Source organism: [Empedobacter] haloabium, assembly GCA_008011715.2.
GTDB classification, from domain to species: domain Bacteria; phylum Pseudomonadota; class Gammaproteobacteria; order Burkholderiales; family Burkholderiaceae_D; genus Rugamonas; species Rugamonas haloabia.
Genome location: CP136508.1, coordinates 5,885,023 through 5,906,634, shown reverse-complemented (window position 1 = coordinate 5,906,634; position 21,612 = coordinate 5,885,023). Strand labels below are relative to the sequence as shown.

The window sequence follows — 21,612 nt, the reverse complement described above, 5'->3', positions numbered from 1 at the left end:
AATGTCCAACTTAGCCGGCCTGAGCTCATCGCAGATTCGTGCGCTGTCAACGGCTTTCATTGCAGGCCTGACCACGGATGACGTGGCCTCGCTGACATCCGACCAGATCACCGCGCTGACCACCCAGCAGATCGCGGCCCTGACCACCACCAACATCGGTACCGCGCTCTCGTCCGTGCAAGTGCAGGCACTGAGCACGGCGCAAGCCGCCGCGCTGAGCTCCGCGCAGCTGGGTGCGCTGAGCACGGCAAACGTGGCCGCCATCGAAACCGCCGACCTGATGGCGATGAAGACGAGCGGCATCGCCAACCTGTCCACCGCGCAGTTTGCCGCCCTGACCTCGACCCAGGTGGGCGCGCTGACCACCGGCCAGCTGGGTGCCCTGAGCACCAACGTGCTGGCCAATGGCCTGACCTCGCAACAGGTGATCGGCCTGACCTCGACCCAGGCAGCGAGCCTGACGTCGCGCCAGATCGCCGCCCTGTCGACGACCAACCTGGCCGCGATGGAAACCACCGACCTGGCTTCCCTGAAGACCGCCACGATCGCCAGCCTGACCTCGACCCAGATCGGCGGCCTGACCTCGGCGCAAGTGCAGGGCATCACGACGTCCCAGGCTGCCGCCCTGACGTCCGCCCAGATCGGCGCGATGAGCACCGCCAACCTGGCCGCGATGGAAACGGCCGACTTCGTGGCATTGAAGTCCAGCGGTATCGCCGGCCTGTCCACCACCCAGTTCGCCGCCCTGACCTCGACGCAAGTCGGCGCCATGACGAGCGCGCAACTGTCCGGCCTGTCGACCAGCGTCATCGCCAACGGCCTGACCTCGCAGCAAGTGATCGGCCTGACCTCGACGCAAGTCGGTGGCCTGACCTCGCGCCAGATCGCCGCCCTGTCGACGTCCAACCTGGCCGCGATGGAAACCACCGACTTCGCCGCGCTGAAGACCGCCGCCCTGGCCGGCCTGACGACGCAGCAGATGAACAGCCTGACCTCGCAGCAGGTGCTCAGCCTGTCGACCGCACAAGCCGCCGCGCTGGGTTCCGCCCAGCTGGCCGCGCTGAGCTCGGCCAACGTGGCCGCGCTGGAAACGGCCGACCTGGTCGCCCTGAAGTCCGCCGCCATCGCCGCGATGACGACGACCCAGGTGTCGGCACTGACCTCGACGCAATTCGGCAGCCTGACGACCGGCCAGACCACGGCCCTGACGTCGGCCCAGGTCGGCGCCCTGACCTCGGCCCAAGTGCAAGGCATGACGACGGCACAAGCCGGTGCCCTGACCTCCGCCCAGATCAGCGCAATGACGACGGCCAACCTGGCCGCCATGGAAACGGCTGACTTCGTTGCCCTGAAGTCCAGCGGCATCGCCGGCCTGTCCACCACGCAGTTCGCCGCCCTGACCTCGACGCAGATCGGCGCGATGACGAGCGCCCAGCTGTCCGGCCTGTCCACCAACGTGATCGCCAACGGCCTGACCTCGCAGCAAGTGATCGGCCTGACGTCGACGCAAGCCGCCGGCCTGACCTCGCGCCAGATCGCCGCCCTGTCCACGGCCAACCTGGCCGCGATGGAAACGACCGACTTCGCCGCGCTGAAGACCGCCACCATCGCCGGCCTGACCACCACCCAGATGGGTGGCCTGACCTCGCAGCAGGTCATCAGCCTGTCGTCCGCGCAAGCCGCCGCCCTGAGCTCGGCCCAGTTCGCCGCGCTGGCCTCCGCCAACGTTGCCGCCCTGGAAACGGCCGACCTGGTTGCCGTGAAATCCTCCGCGATCGCCGCCCTGTCGACGACGCAGCTCTCGGCAATGACCTCGACCCAGTTCGGCAGCCTGACCAGCGGCCAGACGATCGCCCTGACGTCGACCCAGATCGGCGGCCTGACCTCGGCCCAGGTGCAAGGCATGACGACGGCCCAAGCCGCCGCCCTGACCTCGACCCAGATCGGCGCCATGACCACGGCCAACCTGGCCGCCATGGAAACGGCTGACTTCGTGGCACTGAAGTCCAGCGGCATCGCCGGCCTGTCCACCACGCAATTCGCCGCCCTGACCTCGACGCAAGTCGGCGCCATGACGAGCGCCCAGCTGTCCGGCCTGTCCACCAACGTGATCGCCAACGGCCTGACCTCGCAGCAAGTGATCGGCCTGACCTCGACGCAAGTCGCCGGCCTGACCTCGCGCCAGATCGCCGCCCTGTCGACCACCAACCTGGCCGCGATGGAAACGACCGACTTCGCCGCGCTGAAGACCGCGACGATCGCCGGCCTGACCACGACCCAGATGAACGCGCTGACCACGCAGCAGGTGATCAGCCTGTCCACCGGCCAGGCAGCGGCCCTGACGTCCACCCAGATCGGCGCGATGACGACCGCCGGCCTGGCCGCGATGGAAACGGCTGACTTCGTGGCACTGAAGTCCAGCGGTATCGCCGGCCTGTCCACCACCCAGTTCGCCGCCCTGACCTCGACGCAAGTCGGCGCCATGACGAGCGCCCAGCTGTCCGGCCTGTCCACCAGCGTCATCGCCAACGGCCTGACCTCGCAGCAGGTGATCGGCCTGAGCTCGACGCAAGTTGCCGGCCTGACCTCGCGCCAGATCGCCGCCCTGTCGACGACCAACCTGGCCGCGATGGAAACGGTCGATGTCGCAGCACTGAAGAGCTCGGCACTGGCCGGCCTGACGACCACCCAGATGGGTGCGCTGACCTCGCAGCAGGTGATCAGCCTGTCCACCGCGCAAGTGGCTTCGCTGGGTTCGGCCCAGGTTGCCGCCCTGAGCTCGGCCAACGTCGCCGCGCTGGAAACGGCCGACCTGGTCGCCGTGAAATCCTCCGCGATCGCCGCCCTGTCGACCACGCAGCTCTCCGCGCTGACCTCGGCACAGTTCGGCACGCTGACCACCGCCCAAACCGTGGCCCTGACGTCGACCCAGATCGGCGGCCTGACCTCGGCGCAAGTGCAGGGCATGACGACGGCGCAAGCCACCGCCCTGACCTCGACCCAGATCGGCGCGATGACCACGGCCAACCTGGCCGCCATGGAAACGGCTGACTTCGTGGCACTGAAGTCCAGCGGCATCGCTGGCCTGTCCACCACGCAATTTGCCGCCCTGACCTCGACCCAGATCGGTGCGATGACTGTCTCCCAGCTGTCCGGCCTGTCCACCAACGTGATCGCCAACGGCCTGACCTCGCAGCAAGTGATCGGTTTGACCTCGACGCAAGTCGCCGGCCTGACCTCGCGCCAGATCGCCGCCCTGTCCACGGCCAACCTGGCCGCGATGGAAACGACCGACTTCGCCGCGCTGAAGACCGCGACGATCGCCGGCCTGATGACGACGCAAGTCAACGCGCTGACCTCGCAACAGGTGATCAGCCTGTCCACCGGCCAGGCAGCGGCCCTGACGTCCACGCAGATCGGTGCCCTGACCACGACTGGCCTGGCCGCGATGGAAACGGCTGACTTCGTCGCACTGAAGTCCAGCGGTATCGCCGGCCTGTCCACCACGCAGTTCGCGGCTCTGACGTCGACGCAAGTCGGCGCCATGACGAGCGCCCAGCTGTCGGCCCTGTCCACCAGCGTCATCGCCACCGGCCTGACGTCGCAGCAGGTGATCGGCCTGACCTCGACGCAAGTGGCTGGCCTGACCTCGCGCCAGATCGCCGCCCTGTCGACGACCAACCTGGCCGCGATGGAAACGACCGACTTCGCTGCACTGAAGAGCTCGGCACTGGCCGGCCTGACGACGACCCAGATGGGTGCGCTGACCTCGCAGCAGGTCATCAGCATGTCGACCGGCCAGGTGAATGCCCTGACCTCGTCGCAAGTGGGTGCGCTGGCCTCGGCCAACGTGGCCGCGCTGGAAACGGCCGACCTGGTGGCGCTGAAGACCTCCGCGATCGCCGGCCTGTCGACGACGCAGCTCTCCGCGCTGACCTCGGCGCAGTTCGGCAGCCTGACCACCGGCCAGACGATGGCCCTGACGACGACGCAGATCGGTGGCCTGACCTCGGCCCAGGTGCAAGGCATGACGACGGCGCAGGCAACCGCGCTGACCTCGGCCCAGATCGGTGCCATGACCACGGCCAACCTGGCCGCCATGGAAACGGCTGACTTCGTGGCACTGAAGTCCAGCGGTATCGCCGGCCTGACGACGACGCAGTTCGCCGCCCTGACCTCGACGCAAGTCGGTGCCATGACGAGCGCCCAGCTGTCCGGCCTGTCCACCAGCGTGATCGCCAACGGCCTGACCTCGCAGCAAGTGATCGGCCTGACGTCGACCCAGGCTGCCGGCCTGACCTCGCGCCAGATCGCCGCCCTGTCCACGGCCAACCTGGCCGCGATGGAGACGACCGACTTCGCCGCGCTGAAGACCTCGACGATCGCTGGCCTGTCCTCGACGCAAGTCGGTGCCTTGACCTCGATGCAGGTGCAGTCGCTCAGCACCGCCCAGGCGGCTTCGCTGACCTCGGCCCAGGTGGTGGGTCTGTCCACCGCCAACATCCAGGCGATGGAAACGGCGGACCTGCGTTCGCTGAGCACGAAGGCTGTCAGCGGGCTGACCAGCACGCAAGTAGCGGCACTGACCAGCACGCAAGTGGGTGCCCTGACGACCGCGCAGATGTCCGCGCTGTCCACGGCCTCGCTGGCCGCGGCCCTGAACTCGACCTCGATCGTGGCACTGACGACGGCCCAGGTGGCGGCGATGACCTCGTCGCAAGTGTCGGCCCTGTCGACTGTCAGCCTGGCCGCGATGGAGACGGCGGACCTGCAAGCGCTGAAGACGAGCGCGATCGCCGGCCTGTCCACCACCCAGCTGGGTGCCCTGGGCAGCACGCAAGTGCAGTCCCTGACCACGGCCCAGGCCGCGGCGCTGTCGTCGAGCCAGATCACCGGCCTGTCGACCGCCAACCTGGCCGCGCTGGAAACGGCCGACCTGGCCGCGCTGAAGACGGCAGGTGTTGCCGCCCTGACGACCTCGCAGCTGCAGGCGCTGTCGACCACGCAGCTGCCTGGCATGACGACGTCGCAGATCAAGGCGCTGACGACGGCCCAGGCCCAGTCGCTGACCTCGCAGCAGGTGTCCTCGCTGACGACGGCCCAGCTGGCGGTGTTGCAGCCGAAGCTGACGCCGATCGTGCTGGACCTGAACGGTGACGGTATCTCGACGCTGTCGATGTCCTCCGGTGTGCAGTTCGACCTGGCGGCCAGCGGCACGAAGATCAGCACCGGCTGGGTGGGTGCAGGCGACGCACTGCTGGTGCGCGACATCAACGGTGACGGTGTCATCAACGATGGTAGCGAACTGTTCGGTGAAGCGGTGACGCTGGCCGACGGCAGCAAGGCGAAGGACGGCTACGAAGCGATGCGTGCACTGGACGGCAATACCGACGGCGTGCTCGACAGCAGCGACAAGGCCTTCAACGAGCTGAAGGTGTGGGTGGACGGCAATGCCGACGGCGTCACCGACGCTGGCGAGCTGCGCAGCCTGACCGATGCCGGCATCTCGAAGCTGAACCTGAACGCCACGGCAACGTCGGTGAACAGCAACGGCAACTGGATCGGCCTGACGTCGAGCTTCGAAACGGTGGATGGTGCTTCGCATGAAATGGCCGACGTGTGGTTCAGCGTCGAGAAAGGTGCCGACCTGCGCAGCAAGGTCAGCGGCATGGCCCAGTCGATCGCGGCGTTCAGCGCCGAGGCGAACGGTACCGCCGCCCCGGCCGGCCAGCTGCAGCTGCCGAACGCCAACGGCACGCCGACCCTCGCGGTCAGCGCCGCCAACATGGCGGACGCGCTGAAGCGCTTCGACGCGAACGGCACGGGCTTCGGTGGCAACACCATGGCCGCCGCGACCGGCACGCCTAAGGCCCCGGGCCAGAACGATGCGGACAAGGGCTTCCTGGCAAGCAAGTGATCGCACCGGTCAGTAACATCCATCGGCTATAACGGCTGATCGCCCCGCGCGAGCGGGGCGCAAGGGCGACGGTTAACCCCGTCGCCCGTTTTCGTTTTTGTTTCGGTTTAGGCCCCGCGCGCCCGGACCTCAGCCTTACGTTGGCGTAGGGCTGAGGTCCGGGCGTGCGGGTTTTCTGAAATCGTGCCAGGCGGGCGAAACGCGCTCCGTCCGGGCACAACGGCAGGGTAGAATCAACGCCATGCCATCGCGTACACTGCCTGGATCCATGCAAGAAAAATTTTCCCATACCGCGGTACAGTGCCTGACTGCGATCGCGCAGCATCATGGCCTGCAGATCAACCCCGAGCGCCTGGTCGAAGACTTCGCGCTGCGGGCGGAAGAGCCGGGGACTGCGCAGATCCTGCGCATGGCAAACGAGATCGGCCTGAAGGCCAAGCGCGCGACCATCAGCTGGGATGCGCTGCTGGGCCAGCAGGGCGTGTATCCCCTGATCGGCCGGCTCGACAATGGCAATTCCGTCATCATCGTCGGCGCCAAGCCGGACGACGGCGGCAAGGTCGCCATCCTCGACCCGCTCGAGGAACGGGCCGGCATCATGCTGCTCAACCGTGAGCAGTTCGCCTCGCGCTGGAAGGGCGAGGTCATCTTCGTCAAGCGCCAGCATGCGCTGACCGACCCCAGCCAGCCGTTCAGCCTGCGCTGGTTCATTCCCGAAATCCTGAAGCAGAAGGCGGCCTTCCGCGACATCGCCATCGCCGCGATCGCGATGCACTTCCTGGCGCTGGCGTCGCCGATCTTCTTCCAGCTCGTCATCGACAAGGTGCTGGTGCACCAGAGCATCAGCACCTTGTCCGTGCTGGGCGTGGGCATCGTCTGCGCGCTGGCGTTCGACGCCACCTTCAGCGCCCTGCGCCAGATCCTGATGCTGGGCGCCAGCAACAAGATCGACATGCGGCTGACGCGGCGCACGTTCGGTCACCTGCTGTCGTTGCCGATCGATTATTTCGAGACCACCACGGCCGGCGTCATCACGCGCCACATGCAGCAGCTGGAAAAGATCCGCGCCTTCCTGACCGGCCGCCTGTTCTTCACGGCGCTGGATGCGACGGCGCTGGTGATCTTCCTGCCGATCCTGTTCACCTATTCCGTCAAGCTGGCCATGATCACGCTGGCCTTCACGGTGCTGATCGCGCTGGTGGTGGCCGTGATGGTGCCGCCGTACCAGCGCCGCCTGAACGACCTGTACTCGGCCGAGGGCAAGCGCCAGGGCATGCTGGTGGAAACGGTGCACGGCATGCGCACCGTCAAGGCGCTGGCGATCGAACCGGCGCAGCGCAAGGCCTGGGACCAGCGTTCGGCCGAGTCCATCAACACGCACTTCCGCGTGGGCCAGATCTCGATCGCGGGCAACACCATCGTCGACTTCCTGGGCAAGCTGCTGCCGGTGATCATCATCATCATCGGTGCGCAGGACGTGTTCGAGCAGACCCTGTCGGTGGGCGCGCTGATCGCGTTCCAGATGATCACCAGCAAGGTCACGACGCCGCTGATTTCCATCGTCGGCCTGATCAACGAGTACCAGGAAACGGCGCTGTCGGTGAAGATGCTGGGCGAGGTGATGAACCGCGCGCCGGAGGGGCGCGCCGGCGCGGGCGGCCTGCGCCCGCAGCTGGAAGGCGACATCACCTTCGACCAGGTGACGTTCCGCTACCCGGGCGCCGCCAACAACGCGCTGGACCGCGCCAGCTTCACGATCAAGGCCGGCACGGTGGTTGGCGTGGTGGGCCGCAGCGGCTCCGGCAAGACCACGCTGACCAAGCTGATCCAGGGCCTGTATCCGGTGCCCGAGGGCATCGTCCGCTTCGACGGCATCGATGCCCGCGAGATCGAACTGAGCCACCTGCGCCGCCAGATCGGCGTCGTGCTGCAGGAGAACTTCCTGTTCCGCGGCACCGTGCGCGAGAACATCTCGGCCACCAAGCCCGATGCCACGTTCGAGGAGATCGTCGAGGCGGCCGCCGCGGCCGGTGCCGACGAATTCATCGAGCGCATGCCGCAGGGCTACGACACGCTGCTGGAAGAGAACGCGTCCAACCTGTCCGGCGGCCAGAAGCAGCGCCTGTCCATCGCCCGCTCGCTGCTGGCCAAGCCACGCATCCTGATCCTGGACGAAGCAGCCAGCGCGCTGGACCCGGAAAGCGAGGCGATCTTCATCCGCAACCTGTCGCGCATCGCCGTCGGCCGCACCGTCGTGATGATTTCGCACCGCCTCTCCACCCTGGTCAACGCGGACACCATCCTCGTGATGCAGCGGGGTACACTGGTCGACAGCGGCCGGCACGAGGAACTGCTGCAGCGCAGCGACACCTATCAGCACTTATGGAACCAGCAAACAAGTCATCTGTAAAAGGCGGCGCCAACGCGCGCAAGCCCGACGTCGAATTCCTGCCCGACGCGGACGAGATCGAACTGCGCCCGCTGCCGCTGTATGCCCGCATCACGGTGCCCGTGCTGGCCACCGGCCTCCTGGTGGCGGCGCTGTGGGCCAGCTTCTCCGAAGTGGACCAGGTCGTCGTGGCCGACGGCCGCCTCGTCAATCCGCTGCCGAATATCCTGCTGCAGCCGCTGGAGACGTCGATCGTGCAGCGCATCAACGTGCGCCAGGGCCAGGTCGTGCGCAAGGGCGAGGTGCTGGCCACGCTCGACCCCACGTTTGCCCAGGCGGACGAAGACCAGTTGCGCGCGCGCCTGAGAAGCCTGGACACGCAGATCGCCAGCCTGACGGCGGAACTGGGCGGCGCCGCCGGGCGCGGTGCCGGCGCGGACGCGGACAGCCAGCTGCAGCAGCGCCTGGCCAGCGAACGGCGTGCCAACTTCGAGGCGCAGAAGCGCCGCATCGAGGAAAACGTGGCGCGCCTGCGCGCCTCGCTGGAGACCAACCAGCGCGACCAGGAAGTGCTCGCCTCGCGCCTGAAGTCGGTGGCCGAAATGGAAGCGATGCAGGAGAAGCTCGTCGCCCAGCAATATGGCGCCCGCATGAAGCTGCTGGAAGCGCGCGACCGCCGGCTGGAGGTCGAACGCGACCAGCTGCTGGCGAAGAACCGCGAGCAGGAGATCAAGCGCGAGCTGGCCGGCCAGGAATCGGAATTGTCCGCCTTCAGCAAGGGCTGGCGCCAGAAGACCCTGGAAGACCTGCTGGCCGTGACGCGCGAGCGCGACACGCTGAACGAGCAGGTGGCCAAGGCCGACCGCCGCCGGCAGATGGTCAGCATGGTGGCGCCGGCCGATGCGGTGGTGCTGGAGGTGGCCAAGCTGTCGCCCGGCTCGATCGCACGCGAAGCCGAGCCGTTCTTCACGCTGGTGCCGCTGGCGGCCGAGCTGGAGGCCGAGGTGCAGATCGAGTCGCTCGACGTGGGCTATATCCGCGTCGGTCATCCGGTCCACCTGAAACTCGACGCGTTCCCGTACCAGCGCCATGGCGACCTGCCCGGCACGGTGCGCACGATCAGCGAGGACGCGTTCCGGCGCGAGAACCAGCAGGGCGGCGCGCAGGGCGCGTACTACCTGAGCCGGATCGCGCTGCAGAAGGGCGCCACCTTGACGAATATGACGCCGCAGGCGCGCCTGCTGCCGGGCATGACCTTGAAGGCGGAGATCGTGGTGGGCAAGCGCACGGTGATGTCGTACCTGTTGTGGCCGTTGAAGAAGTCGGTCAACGAGTCGATCCGCGAGCCGTGACCGCGGTGTCAGTAGCCTCCTGTGCAATTGGGCCGGTTTACCGGCTCTGTTCCATGGGTTGAACGTCTGGGCCAGCGGGCATAATGCGCAGTCTGGCGAGGACTCCATTTTGAGGGACAAGGAAAATCATGCTTAACAATAAAACCATTCTGATTACCGGCGGTACGGGTTCCTTCGGAAAGCAGTTCACCAGGACCATCCTCGAGCGCTATCAGCCGAAGAAAGTCATCATCTACTCGCGCGACGAACTGAAGCAGTTCGAGATGGCCCAGACCTACAATGCGCCGCAGATGCGCTACTTCATCGGCGACGTGCGCGACCAGGCGCGCCTGATGCAGGCCATGGACGGCGTCGACTACGTGATCCACGCGGCCGCGCTGAAGCACGTGCCGGTGGCCGAGTACAACCCGATGGAGTGCATCAAGACCAATATCTACGGCGCCGAGAACGTCATCCACGCCGCGCTGGCCGCGAACGTGGAAAAGGTCATCGCGCTGTCGACCGACAAGGCGGCCAGCCCGATCAACCTGTACGGCGCCACCAAGCTGGCCTCCGACAAGCTGTTCGTGGCCGCCAACAACATGGTCGGCAACCGTCCGACCCGCTTTGCCGTGGTCCGCTACGGCAATGTGGTGGGCTCGCGCGGCTCCGTCATTCCGTTCTTCCAGCGCCTGCTCAACAGCGGCGCCACCGAGCTGCCGATCACGGACGAGCGCATGACGCGCTTCTGGATCACCCTGCAGCAAGGCGTGGACTTCGTCATCCGCAATTTCGAACGCATGCAGGGCGGCGAGATCTTCGTGCCGAAGATCCCGTCGGCCACCGTGCTGGAACTGGCCAAGGTGATGGCGCCGCACCTGCCCACCAAGGTCATCGGCATCCGCCCCGGCGAGAAGCTGCATGAAGTGATGTGCCCGGTGGACGACTCGCGCCTGACGCTGGAGTTCCACGACCACTTCGTGATCCAGCCGTCGATCGCGTTCACCACGCGGCCCGACTATGCCAACAACGGCTGCGGCGAGCACGGCGAACCTGTGGCGGACGGCTTCGAATACAGCTCCGGCACCAATCCGGATGTGCTGGACGAGGCGGGCCTGAAGGCCCTGGTGCAACTCGGCCTGGGGACCGAACAGTGATTCCCTACGGCCGCCAGAGCATCTCCGACGAGGACATCGCGGCCGTCGTCAAGGTGCTGCGCTCCGACTGGATCACCCAGGGGCCCAGCATCGACGAATTCGAGCGCAAGGTCGCGCATTATTGCGGCGCCGCCTACGGCGTCGCGGTGGCGAACGCCACGGCCGCGTTGCACATCGCCTGCCTGGCGCTGGACGTGGGGCCGGGCAGCCTGGTGTGGACGTCGCCGAACACCTTCCTCGCTTCCGCCAACTGCGCCCTGTACTGCGGTGCGGACGTCGACTTCGTCGACATCGATCCGGGCACCTACAACATGAGCACGTGGGCGCTGGAGGTCAAGCTGATGGCCGCGCGCGCCGCGGGCCGGCTGCCGCAGGTCGTGATTCCCGTGCACTTCGCCGGGCAGTCCTGCGACATGGCCGGCATCGCCCGCCTGGCCAGCGAGTACGGCTTCAAGGTCATCGAGGACGCGTCGCACGCGATCGGCGCGGACTACTGCGGCGGCAAGGTGGGCAACTGCCAGTACAGCGACATGACCGTGTTCAGCTTCCACCCGGTGAAGATCCTGACGACCGGCGAGGGCGGCATGGTGATGGCCAACAGTCCCGTGATGCGCGAGCGCCTGCAGCGTCTGCGCTCGCACGGCATGGTGCGCGATGCCGCGCTGACGGCGGCGCACGGGCCGTGGTACTACGAGCAGCAGGAGCTGGGCTTCAATTACCGCATGACCGATATCCAGGCCGCGCTGGGCGTGTCGCAGCTGGACCGGCTCGACACGTTCGTGGCGCGCCGGCGCGAGCTGGCCGCGCGCTACGACCGCCTGCTGGCGGACCTGCCGCTGCAGGTGCCGAAGCAGGACCCGAACGGCACCTCCTCGTACCACCTGTACCCGGTGTGGATCGACGAGGCGAAGTCCCGCCACGGCCGCCTGAAGGTGTTCGAGGGCCTGCGCGCCGCCGGCATCGGCGTCAACGTGCACTACATCCCGGTGCCGAACCAGCCCTACTACCAGGCGCGCGGCTTCCAGCCCGGCCAGTTCCCCAACGCCGAACGGTATTACGCCGGCGCCATCAGCCTGCCGATGTTCTACAGCCTGACCGAGGCGGAGCAGGATGCGGTGGTGGCGGCACTGCGCGCGGAGCTCACATGAGACTGGCGATCATCCCCGCGCGCGGCGGCAGCAAGCGCATCCCGCGCAAAAATATCAAGCCGTTCGCCGGCCAGCCGATGATCGCCTACGCGATCCGCGCGGCCCAGGAAAGCGGCCTGTTCGACCGCATCGTCGTCAGCACCGACGACGACGAGATCGCGGCCATCGCGCGCCAGTTCGGCGCCGAGGTGCCGTTCATGCGGCCGCCCGAGCTGTCGGACGACCATGCCGGCACCGTCCCCGTGATCGCCCATGCGATCGACGCCTGCGCGGCGCTGGGCTGGCAGGCCACGCAGGTGTGCTGCATCTACCCGGGCGTGCCGCTGCTGCGCGTGGCGGACCTGCGCGCGGCGCATGCGTTGCTGGACGCGGGCGACGCCGACTATGCCTTCACGGTGGCGCCGTTCCCGGCCGCCGTGCAGCGCGCGCTGCGCCGCGGCGCGGATGGCAAGATGGCGCCGTTCAATCCGGAATTCGTGCGCACCCGCACCCAGGACCTGGAACCGGGCTACTACGACGCCGGCCAGTTCTACTGGGGCACGGCCGCCGCCTGGCAACGCGGCCAGTCGCCGCACGAGAACGGCAAGGGCCTCGTGATTCCGGAATGGCGCGCGGTGGACATCGACACGCCGGACGACTGGCGCCGCGCCGAGCTGGCGTTCCAGGCGTTCGCGGGGATCGAGGACTGATGCCGGCCAGCGGCCCGCAAACTCCCGCGCTGCACGTCGTCATCCGCGCCGACGCGGCGCCCGCGATCGGCACCGGCCACGTGATGCGCTGCCTGACCCTGGCCGACCGGCTGCGCGCCCTGGGCGCCGTCGTGCGTTTCATCTGCCGCGCCCATGGCGGCCACCTCTCCGACCTGATCGCCGCGCGCGGCTTTGCCGTCGACCTGCTGCCCGCGCCGGATGCGACCTTCGCGGCGCCTGGTCACGCCGGCTGGCTGGGCGCGACCCAGGCGCAGGACGCGGCCGACACGCTGGCGCTGCTGTCAGGGCAGCGTCCCGACTGGCTGATCGTCGATCACTACGGCATCGATGAAACGTGGCAGCGCCTGTTGCGCCCGGCCGTCGGGCACATCCTCGTCATCGACGACCTGGCCGACCGCGTGCACGACTGCGACGTGCTGCTGGACCAGAACCTGGCGCCGGCCGGCGCGGCACGCTACGACGGCCTCGTTCCCGCCCATTGCGCCCGGCTGTGCGGCCCGCGCTATGCGCTGCTGCGCGCGGAATTCGCCGCCGCCCGCGCCGCGCTGGCCGCGCGCGACGGCAGCGTGCGTCGCCTGTTCGTGTTCCTCGGTGGCGCCGACCAGCACAACGACACCGGCAGCGTGCTGGCCGCGCTGGCCGGCATGGACAACATCGAAACGGACGTCGTCATCGGCGGCGCCAATCCTCATCACGCAGCCCTGGCGCGCCAGTGCGCCGCGCTGCCGGGCGTGCGGCTGCACCGCCAGGTCGACAACGTGGCGGCCCTGATGGCGCAGGCTGACCTGGCCATCGGCGCCGGCGGCGGCGCGATGTGGGAGCGCTGCAGTGTCGGCCTGCCGACCATCGCGCTGGCGCTGGCGGAGAACCAACGGCCAGGCTGCACTGCGCTGGCCGACATCGGCGGCACGCTGTACCTGGGCGAATCGGGCCCGGACAACGGTGCCCGCCTGGCGGCCGCGCTGCAGGTGGCACGCACGTCGCCGGGGCTGTTGCGCCACATGAGCGCGACCGGCCTGGCGCTGGTGGACGGGCAGGGTGCCGACCGCGTGGCGCGCCGGCTGGTGGCCCAGGGCCTGGCGGACAGCCTCACGCTGCGGCGCGCGACGATGGCCGACTGCGACGACATCCACGCGTGGCGCAACGCGGAGGCGATCCGGCGCGTGTCCGGCGACACCCGCCCCGTCGCGCTCGAGGCGCACCGCGAGTGGTTTGCCAAAGTGTTAACCGATACGGAACGAGTGTTGCTTCTGGGAGAAATCGACGGGCGTGCGGCGGGCGTCTTGCGGTATGATCGTAGCGGGGCGCAGGCCACCGTTTCGGTGTACCTGACGCCCGCTTATCTCGGCAAGGGCATCGGTCCCGCCCTGCTGGCCCAGGGCAGCGCCTGGGTGGCCCGTCACTGGCCCGGGGTCGACACGATCGAGGCCGTCATCCGCCCCGACAACCTGGCATCCAGCGCGGCCTTCGCCAGCGCCGGCTACCGCCACGAATTCGATATTTACCGACAGCGCATCCAGGCGTGACATGAAGGCACATACCATGCAAATCCAGAACCGAACCATTGGCCCCGGCGCCGCTCCCTTCATCATTGCCGAGATGTCGGGCAACCACAACCAGTCGCTCGACCGCGCGCTGGCCATCGTCGACGCGGCCGGCAAGGCCGGCGCGCACGCGCTCAAGCTGCAAACCTACACGGCGGACACGATGACGCTGGCGCTGACCAGCGGCGAGTTCACGATCCGCGACGAGAACAGCCTGTGGAAGGGCAACAACCTGCACGCGCTGTACCAGCAGGCCTACACGCCATGGGAGTGGCACGCACCGATCATCGAGCGCGCCAACGCGCTGGGCATGATCTGCTTCTCGACGCCGTTCGACGAATCCGCCGTGGACTTCCTGGAAAGCCTGAACGTGCCTTGCTACAAGATCGCATCGTTCGAGAACATCCACCTGCCGCTGATCCGCCGCGTCGCCGCGACGGGCAAGCCGATCATCATGTCGACCGGCATGGCCAGCATCGCCGAGCTGGACGAAGCCGTGCGCGCCGCGCGCGAGGCCGGCTGCCAGGACCTGATCCTGCTCAAGTGCACCAGCACCTATCCCGCCACGCCGGCCAATACCAATGTGCTGACGATCCCGCACATGCGCACCCTGTTCAACTGCCAGGTGGGCCTGTCGGACCACACGATGGGCCTGGGCGCGTCGATCGCCGCGGTGGCCCATGGCGCCACCGTGATCGAGAAGCACTTCACGCTGCGCCGCGCCGATGGTGGCGTCGACTCCACGTTCTCGATGGAGCCGGAAGAGCTGGCCGCGCTGGTGGTCGAGAGCGAGCGCGCCTGGCAATCGCTGGGCCAGGTCACCTATGGCCCGACCGAGGCGGAGAAGAAATCGCTGGTGTTCCGCCGCTCGATCTACATCGCGCAGGACATCCCGGCGGGCACCGTGCTGACGCAGGAAAACCTGCGCTGCGTGCGCCCGGGCCTGGGCCTGCCGCCGAAGTACTACGAGCTGCTGCTGGGCCGCAAGGTCAACCGCGACGTGGCGGCCGGCACGCCGATGAACTGGGACCTGCTGGGTGGCTGAACCCGTGACCGCACCGTTGCGGGTATTGCTGGTGGGCCTGGGCCAGATCGGCGTCGGCTACGACCTGCAGCTGGACGAGGCCAGCATCTATTCGCATGCGCGGGCGTTCGACCGCCATGCGGCCTACCGGCTGGCGGCCGGGGTCGATGGCAACCCGGACAGCCGCGCCACGTTCACCCGGCATTACGGCGCGCCGGCTTACGCCACCGTCGAGGAAGCGCTGGCGGCCCAGGTGGCGGTGGACGTGCTCGTCATCGCCGTGCCCACGCCGGCCCATGGCGCCGTGCTGCGCGCAGTGCTGGCGGCGCGCCAGCCGCGCGCGGTGCTGTGCGAAAAGCCGCTGGCGGACAGCCTCGACGAGGCGCGCGCCATGGTGGCCGCCTGCGCCGGGCGCGACGTCGCGCTCTACGTCAACTATATGCGCCGTTCCGACAGCGCCGTCATCGCCGTGGCCGAGCGGCTGCGCAGCGGTGCGATAACCGGACCCGTGAAGGGCGTATGCTGGTACTCGAAAGGTCTGCGTCACAACGGTTCCCATTTCGTCAACCTGCTGGAATACTGGCTGGGGCCCCTGGCGGGCTACCAGCTGATCGCAGCGGGGCGGCCGTGGCATGACGACGACGCCGAACCGGATGTGCAACTGCGCTTCGCGCAAGGCAACGTGACGATGCTGGCGGCGCGCGAGGAAGCATTCTCGCATTACACGATCGAGCTGGTGGCCGGCAACGGCCGCCTGCGTTACGAACAGGGCGGGCGGCTGGTGCTGTGGCAGCCGGCCGAGGCCGGGGCGCTGGCGGGCTACCGCACCCTGGCGCCGCAGGCGCGGGAGCTGCCCACGGGCATGCAGCGCTACCAGTGGCACGTGGCCGACCAGCTGGCCGCCGCGCTGGCCGGGCAGCCGCACGTGCTGTGCGACGGCAATGCCGCGCTGGCCACGCTGGAACACGTACAGCAGATCATCGATGAAAGTCTTGGAAGGATGTCAGCATGAAAAACCTTGCAATCGCCGGCGGCACCCCGCTGCGCACCGCCCCGTTCACGCTGCGCCGCACGATGGGCGCCGAGGAGAAGCAGGCCGTCAACGAGGTGATGGACAGCGACCAGCTGTCGTCCTTCTTCGGCAGCCCGGGCGACCAGTGGCTGGGCGGTCCGAAGGTCAAGGAATTCGAGCGCAAGTGGGCCGACAAGTACGGCTTCAAGCACGCCATCTCCGTCAACTCGTGGACGACCGGCCTGATGACGGCGGTCGGCGCGATGGGCATCGGCCCCGGTGACGAGGTGATCGTGTCGCCGTACACGATGTCCGCCAGCGCCACCGCCATCCTGTTCTACGGCGGCATCCCCGTGTTTGCCGACGTCGACCCGGACACGTACAACCTGACGGCCGAGACGATCGCCGCCCGCATCACGCCGCGCACCAAGGCCATCATGCTGGTGCACATCTTCGGCCAGGCCTGCGACATGGACCCGATCATGGCGCTGGCGCGCCAGCACAACCTGAAGGTGATCGAGGACGGCGCGCAGTCGCCCGGCGTGCTGTACAAGGGCAAGCCGGTCGGTGCCATCGGCGACGTGGGCGGCTTCAGCCTGAATTACCACAAGCACATCCACACGGGCGAAGGCGGCATGCTCGTCACCAACAACGACGACGTGGCGCTGCGCTGCCAGCTGATCCGCAACCATGCGGAAAACCTGGTCGAGGCGCACGGCGTGCAGGACCTGACCAATATGCTCGGCAGTAACTACCGCCTGACGGAGCTGCAGGCCGCCATCGGCATCGTCCAGCTGGACCGGCTGGACGCCTACCTGGAGCAGCGCCGCAAGCTGGCGCGCCACCTGGAGCAGGCGCTGGCCGGCATCGAAGGCATCCAGACCGCACGCGTGGCCGACGGTGCCGAACATGCGTACTACGTGTATCCGATCAAGTACGACGCGACCGTGACGGGCATCCCGCGCGCCTTGTTCGTGCGCGCCGTGAACGCCGAGCTGCCCACGCCGGGCCACCCGGAGCAGGTCGGCCTGTCGCCGGCCTACGTGCGCCCGCTGTACCTGGCGCAGCTGTACCAGAAGAAAATCGCCATCGGCGGCAAGGGCTTCCCGTGGACCGTCAATCCGGACGTGAGGTACGACTACAGCAAGGGCTCCTGCCCGGTGGTGGAAAAGCTGCACGAGGAGCAGATGCTGCTGACGATGCTGGTGCGCGAGCCGCTGACGGAAGCGGACATCGACGACTTCGCCGCCGCCATCCGCAAGGTGCTGCGCCACAAAGACGAACTGCCGGCTGCTTGAGGAGTCCAGCCATGTACCAACCGGGTGACGAAAGCGGCCTGCTGTTGCAGGGCCAACGCGTGACGCTGCAGCCGTTCACGGCGGCCGATATCGGCCCGGACTATGTGGGCTGGCTGAACGACCGCGAGCTGATGAAGTACAGCAGCCAGCGCTTCCGCACGCACAGCGAGGACACGTGCCGCGCCTACGTGGCCAGTTTCGCCGGCAGCGGCAACCTGTTCATGGCGATCCGTCACGCGGGACGGCTGGTCGGCACGATGTCGGTGTATCGCTCGGCGGTGCATGGCACGGCCGATATCGGCCTGATGATCGGTGCCGGCGGCCGTGGCCTCGGCCGCGATGCCTGGGCGACGATGCTGGACTACCTGCTGGCGCAAGGCACCCGCAAGGTCACCGGCGGCACCTTGCGCTGCAACGTGGCGATGGTGAAGATCATGCAGGCCTGCGGCATGCAGCCGGACGGCGTGCGCGTGGGCCAGGAACTGGTCGACGGCCAACCGCAGGACATCCTGTACTTTGCCCGCTTCAACAGCCCATGCTGACTCCGGCCCATTATCCCCTCGCGCTGGTGGCGCACGATGCCGGCGCGTTCAACCACCTGCTGGCCTGGTACGACGCCGGCCTGCTGGGCCCTGCCGGCGCGATCCGGGCGTGCGTGGCCGGCCCGGCGGCGAAGCTGTGGGGCGAACGGGGACCGGTGCTGACGCTGGACGCCGCGCTGGACGGCGCCGCCGCCGTGTTGAGCGGCACCGGCTGGGCGACCGACCTGGAACATGACGCGCGCCGCGCCGCGCGCGACCGTGGTCTGATCTCCCTGGCGGTGATCGATCACTGGACCAATTACCCGCAACGGTTCGAGCGCCATGGCGAAACGGTGCTGCCCGATGCGCTGTGGGTGACCGATCCCCATGCGCGTGCGCTGGCCGAGGCCACGTTCCCGGGCGTGCCCGTGACCGAGCAGCCGAACGTGTACCTGGAGCGGCAGGCCGCGCAGGTGCGCGCGCTGGCGGCGGCGGCCGGCACGGGAAGCATGGCGGCGCGGGTGCTGTATGTGCTGGAGCCGCTGCGCGATACGTGGGGCCAGCTGTCGCAGCCGGGCGAGTTCCTGGCGTTGGACTTTTTTGTCGAGCACCTGGCGCGCCTTGGCCTGGAAGGCTGCACGCTGCATTTGCGGCCGCATCCTTCCGACCCGCCTGGCAAGTACGACGCCTGGCTTGCGCGGCACGCGGCGCTGAACGCGGCCATCGACCCGGCGCTGTCGCTGGCCGAGGCGCTGGCGTGGGCCGACACGGTGGCCGGCTGCCAGACCTACGCGATGGTCGTGGCGCTGGCCGCCGGCAAGCAAGTCGTCAGCAGCGTGCCGCCGTGGGCGCCGCCGTGCGTGCTGCCGCATCCGGACATCGTCCGTTTATCCGATTTACTGTCGCACGCGGAAGGGCCGCGCGCTTCTACCACTGAAGGTGCACTATCATGATCAATACCTACGGTCAGCCACTGTTCCCCGATATCAAATACTGCGCGCGCTGCTGCATGCCCGAGACGAACGAAGGGATGCAATTCGACGAGATGGGCATCTGCCAGGCCTGCCAGTCGTCCGAGCAGAAGATCCGCATCAACTGGGTCGAACGGGAAAAGGAACTGCGCAAGATCCTCGATTACTACAAGAGCCTGAACAACGAATACGATTGCATCATCCCTATCTCGGGCGGCAAGGATTCCACGTTCCAGCTGCACGTGCTGACCAAGGTGTATGGCATGCGCGCGCTGGCCGTCACGTTCAGCCACACCTGGTTCACGGAGACGGGCAAGTACAACCTGCAGAATTGCCTGGAGAAGTTCGACGTCGACCACGTCATGTTCTCGCCCAGCCGCTCGCTGGTGAACCGCCTGGCGCGCCAGTCGCTGTTCAAGATCGGCGACGCCTGCTGGCATTGCCACTCCGGCGTGGGCGCGTTCCCGATGCAGACGGCGGTGCGCTACAAGATTCCGCTGCTGATCTGGGGCGAATCGATCGCCGAGGCCTCCGGCCGCGCCACCCACCGCAATCCGGTGCGCAAGTTCGACCGCGACTACTTCACGCAGGTGTCGGCCAAGCGCTACCCGGAGGAGATGGTCAACAGCGAGATCAGCCTGCGCGAGATGTCGGCCTTCAAGCTGCCGTCCGTCGAAGATATCGAGGCGCTGGGCGTCACCGGCATCCACCTGGGCGACTTCATCTTCTGGGACGACGAGCGCCAGATGGAATTCGTGCGCGACGTGTACGGCTGGAAGGAAGACAAGGTCGAGGGCACGTACAAGAACTACAAGAGCGTCGAGTGCCGCATGGCCGGCGTGCACGACTACACCAAGTTCCTCAAGCGCGGTTTCGGCCGCGGCACCGACCACGCCAGCCAGGACGTGCGCGCGGGCCTGCTGACGCGCGAGGAAGCGTTCGAGCTGGCCAAGAAGACGGACACGGAACGCCCGCCGGCGCTGGACTACTACCTCAGCATCACGGGCTTCACGGAAGACGAATTCAACGCCGTGATGCGCGAACACCGCGCCAAGGTCACCGCCGGCGGCGGCCTGACGGACGCCGCCTTCAACGAGGCCGTGCAAGCCTACCGCGCTTCGCAGGTGAAGGCATGAACGCGCGCACGCCGATGGACCTGGCGGCGGCCACCGCGACCGAGCTGCTGCCGCTGCTGCAGAGCCGCGCCGTCAGCGCCCGCGAGGTGACGCAGGCCCTGCTGGACAGCATCGCCCGCAACGAGAGCAAGATCCACGCGTGGACCTACCTCGACCCCGAGCTGGCGCTGCGCCAGGCCGACGAGGCCGACCGCCACCTGGCGGCCGGCACCGGCGGCAAGCTGTGCGGCCTGCCGGTGGGCGTCAAGGACATCTTCAACACCAGCGACATGCCGACCCAGATGGGCAGCCCCATCTTCAAGGACTTCACGCCCGGGAACGATGCGCGCGTGGTGCACTACCTGCGCATGGCCGGCGCGACGATGCTGGGCAAGACCGTGACGGCGGAATTCGCCGTCCACGCCCCGGGTCCTACCTGCAATCCGCACCACCTGTCGTACATCCCCGGCACGTCGTCGAGCGGCTCGGCCGCCGGCGTCGCCGCGCACATGGTGCCGGTGGCACTGGGCACGCAGACGGCCGGTTCCATCATCCGTCCGGCCAGCTATTGCGGCGTGATCGGCTTCAAGCCCTCGTTCGGCCTGGTGCCGCGCACGGCGATGCTGAAGACCACCGACACGCTCGACACGGTGGGTGTGTTCGCCCGCAACGTCGACGACGCCGCGCTGATGTTCGACACGATCCGCGTGAAGGGCATCGACTTCCCGATCGCGCACGAGATCCTGAACGACCCGGCGCGCCAGCAGATCGGCGACCGGCCGTGGCGCGTGGGCGTGCTGCGCGGTCCGCGCTGGGACGATGCCGAGCCGTACGCGCAGCAGGCACTGACCGACTTCGGCCGCCGCCTGCGCGAGGTGCCGGGCCTGGAGGTCAGCGACGTGGTGCTGCCGGAGAGTTTCAACCAGGCGCACGCGATCCACGGCACGATCTACGACCGCGCGCTGGCCTACTACTTCAAGGAAGAGTTCGCGGCACACACGCTGGTCAGCCCGGTCATGTACGACATCGTCACGCGCGGCAACGACGTCAGCGTGGCGCAGTACCAGGAAGCGCTGAAACGCCAGACCGCGCTGGCGCACGAGCTGGACGATTTCCTCAACGGCCGCTATGACATCATCGTCGACCTGTCGACGGGGGGCGAGGCGCTGCAGGGACTGGAATCGGTGGACCGGCCGGACAACTGCCTGATCTGGACGCTGTGCGGCGTGCCGACCCTGAACCTGCCCGTGTTCAAGGGCCCGCTGGACCTGCCGTTCGGCGCGCAGATCTTCAGCCGGCGCTACAACGACTACCTGCTGCTGGACTTCGCGCGGCACCTGCAGGCCAATGGCATCATCGGCGCCAATACGGCGCTGCCGCCGTTTACCGCATAATACTGCTAAGTCAGGCAGGACAGTCGCTGGGTTAGGGTCTGTCCCCGCAGGGGACTGACCCTGGTTTTAATCGTGCAAGTA

Annotated in this window: 14 protein-coding genes; all 14 read left to right on the top strand. The window is 67.8% G+C overall.

The annotated features are described in order from the left end of the window. Nucleotide 1 precedes the first annotated feature (1 nt). The 14 genes from E7V67_025660 to E7V67_025595 all read left to right on the top strand — a co-directional run bounded on the left by E7V67_025660 (nucleotide 2) and on the right by E7V67_025595 (nucleotide 21,531). A complete protein-coding gene (locus tag E7V67_025660) occupies nucleotides 2-5,917 on the top strand; it encodes a heme utilization protein (protein ID WUR13036.1) in 5,916 nt (1,971 codons plus the stop codon). Between the two features lie 268 nt (nucleotides 5,918-6,185). Continuing rightward, nucleotides 6,186-8,327, top strand: coding sequence for a peptidase domain-containing ABC transporter (locus E7V67_025655; GenBank protein WUR13035.1), 2,142 nt, complete (start codon nucleotides 6,186-6,188; stop codon nucleotides 8,325-8,327). Next, nucleotides 8,300-9,658: an HlyD family type I secretion periplasmic adaptor subunit gene (locus tag E7V67_025650; protein WUR13034.1), complete on the top strand. Its 1,359-nt coding sequence runs from the start codon at nucleotides 8,300-8,302 to the stop codon at nucleotides 9,656-9,658. Before E7V67_025655 ends, E7V67_025650 begins: the two co-directional genes overlap by 28 nt. Before the next feature lie 128 nt (nucleotides 9,659-9,786). Then, nucleotides 9,787-10,794 (top strand): UDP-N-acetylglucosamine 4,6-dehydratase (inverting), encoded by a 1,008-nt coding sequence (pseB, locus tag E7V67_025645; protein ID WUR13033.1) that lies wholly within the window; start codon nucleotides 9,787-9,789, stop codon nucleotides 10,792-10,794. Beyond that, nucleotides 10,791-11,942 (top strand): UDP-4-amino-4,6-dideoxy-N-acetyl-beta-L-altrosamine transaminase, encoded by a 1,152-nt coding sequence (gene pseC / locus E7V67_025640; protein WUR13032.1) that lies wholly within the window; start codon nucleotides 10,791-10,793, stop codon nucleotides 11,940-11,942. The genes pseB and pseC overlap by 4 nt, the downstream gene beginning before the upstream one ends. After that, complete coding sequence (gene pseF, locus E7V67_025635) at nucleotides 11,939-12,631, top strand: pseudaminic acid cytidylyltransferase (GenBank protein WUR13031.1); 693 nt, start codon at nucleotides 11,939-11,941, stop codon at nucleotides 12,629-12,631. The genes pseC and pseF overlap by 4 nt, the downstream gene beginning before the upstream one ends. Further along, entirely contained in the window at nucleotides 12,631-14,178 is a 1,548-nt protein-coding gene (gene pseG, locus E7V67_025630) for a UDP-2,4-diacetamido-2,4,6-trideoxy-beta-L-altropyranose hydrolase (GenBank protein ID WUR13030.1), read from the top strand. Before pseF ends, pseG begins: the two co-directional genes overlap by 1 nt. Nucleotides 14,179-14,194: 16 nt before the next feature. Further along, nucleotides 14,195-15,241, top strand: coding sequence for a pseudaminic acid synthase (gene pseI, locus E7V67_025625; protein ID WUR13029.1), 1,047 nt, complete (start codon nucleotides 14,195-14,197; stop codon nucleotides 15,239-15,241). 4 nt (nucleotides 15,242-15,245) lie between these two features. Continuing rightward, nucleotides 15,246-16,232 (top strand): Gfo/Idh/MocA family oxidoreductase, encoded by a 987-nt coding sequence (locus E7V67_025620; protein WUR13028.1) that lies wholly within the window; start codon nucleotides 15,246-15,248, stop codon nucleotides 16,230-16,232. Beyond that, entirely contained in the window at nucleotides 16,229-17,530 is a 1,302-nt protein-coding gene (locus E7V67_025615) for a DegT/DnrJ/EryC1/StrS family aminotransferase (protein WUR13027.1), read from the top strand. The genes E7V67_025620 and E7V67_025615 overlap by 4 nt, the downstream gene beginning before the upstream one ends. 11 nt (nucleotides 17,531-17,541) lie before the next feature. Continuing rightward, nucleotides 17,542-18,072, top strand: coding sequence for a GNAT family N-acetyltransferase (locus tag E7V67_025610; protein WUR13026.1), 531 nt, complete (start codon nucleotides 17,542-17,544; stop codon nucleotides 18,070-18,072). Further along, the gene (locus E7V67_025605) at nucleotides 18,066-19,004 is read left to right on the top strand and encodes a hypothetical protein (GenBank protein WUR13025.1); all 939 of its coding nucleotides are present in this window, start codon (nucleotides 18,066-18,068) and stop codon (nucleotides 19,002-19,004) included. Before E7V67_025610 ends, E7V67_025605 begins: the two co-directional genes overlap by 7 nt. Then, the gene (locus E7V67_025600; GenBank protein WUR13024.1) at nucleotides 19,001-20,158 is read left to right on the top strand and encodes an N-acetyl sugar amidotransferase; all 1,158 of its coding nucleotides are present in this window, start codon (nucleotides 19,001-19,003) and stop codon (nucleotides 20,156-20,158) included. Before E7V67_025605 ends, E7V67_025600 begins: the two co-directional genes overlap by 4 nt. Then, nucleotides 20,155-21,531, top strand: a complete 1,377-nt coding sequence (locus E7V67_025595) for an amidase (GenBank protein WUR13023.1) — start codon at nucleotides 20,155-20,157, stop codon at nucleotides 21,529-21,531. Before E7V67_025600 ends, E7V67_025595 begins: the two co-directional genes overlap by 4 nt. The last annotated feature ends 81 nt before the right edge of the window (nucleotides 21,532-21,612 follow it).

Excerpts from the sequence above, each read along its gene's own strand:
- E7V67_025610 (WUR13026.1), top strand. The coding sequence starts at position 17,542 with ATGTACCAACCGGGTGACGAAAGCGGCCTGCTGTTGCAGGGCCAACGC.
- pseB (WUR13033.1), top strand. The coding sequence starts at position 9,787 with ATGCTTAACAATAAAACCATTCTGATTACCGGCGGTACGGGTTCCTTC.
- E7V67_025595 (WUR13023.1), top strand. The coding sequence starts at position 20,155 with ATGAACGCGCGCACGCCGATGGACCTGGCGGCGGCCACCGCGACCGAG.
- E7V67_025650 (WUR13034.1), top strand. The coding sequence starts at position 8,300 with ATGGAACCAGCAAACAAGTCATCTGTAAAAGGCGGCGCCAACGCGCGC.
- E7V67_025600 (WUR13024.1), top strand. The coding sequence starts at position 19,001 with ATGATCAATACCTACGGTCAGCCACTGTTCCCCGATATCAAATACTGC.
- E7V67_025615 (WUR13027.1), top strand. The coding sequence starts at position 16,229 with ATGAAAAACCTTGCAATCGCCGGCGGCACCCCGCTGCGCACCGCCCCG.
- E7V67_025605 (WUR13025.1), top strand. The coding sequence starts at position 18,066 with ATGCTGACTCCGGCCCATTATCCCCTCGCGCTGGTGGCGCACGATGCC.
- E7V67_025655 (WUR13035.1), top strand. The coding sequence starts at position 6,186 with ATGCAAGAAAAATTTTCCCATACCGCGGTACAGTGCCTGACTGCGATC.
- pseF (WUR13031.1), top strand. The coding sequence starts at position 11,939 with ATGAGACTGGCGATCATCCCCGCGCGCGGCGGCAGCAAGCGCATCCCG.
- pseI (WUR13029.1), top strand. The coding sequence starts at position 14,195 with ATGCAAATCCAGAACCGAACCATTGGCCCCGGCGCCGCTCCCTTCATC.
- E7V67_025660 (WUR13036.1), top strand. The coding sequence starts at position 2 with ATGTCCAACTTAGCCGGCCTGAGCTCATCGCAGATTCGTGCGCTGTCA.
- pseG (WUR13030.1), top strand. The coding sequence starts at position 12,631 with ATGCCGGCCAGCGGCCCGCAAACTCCCGCGCTGCACGTCGTCATCCGC.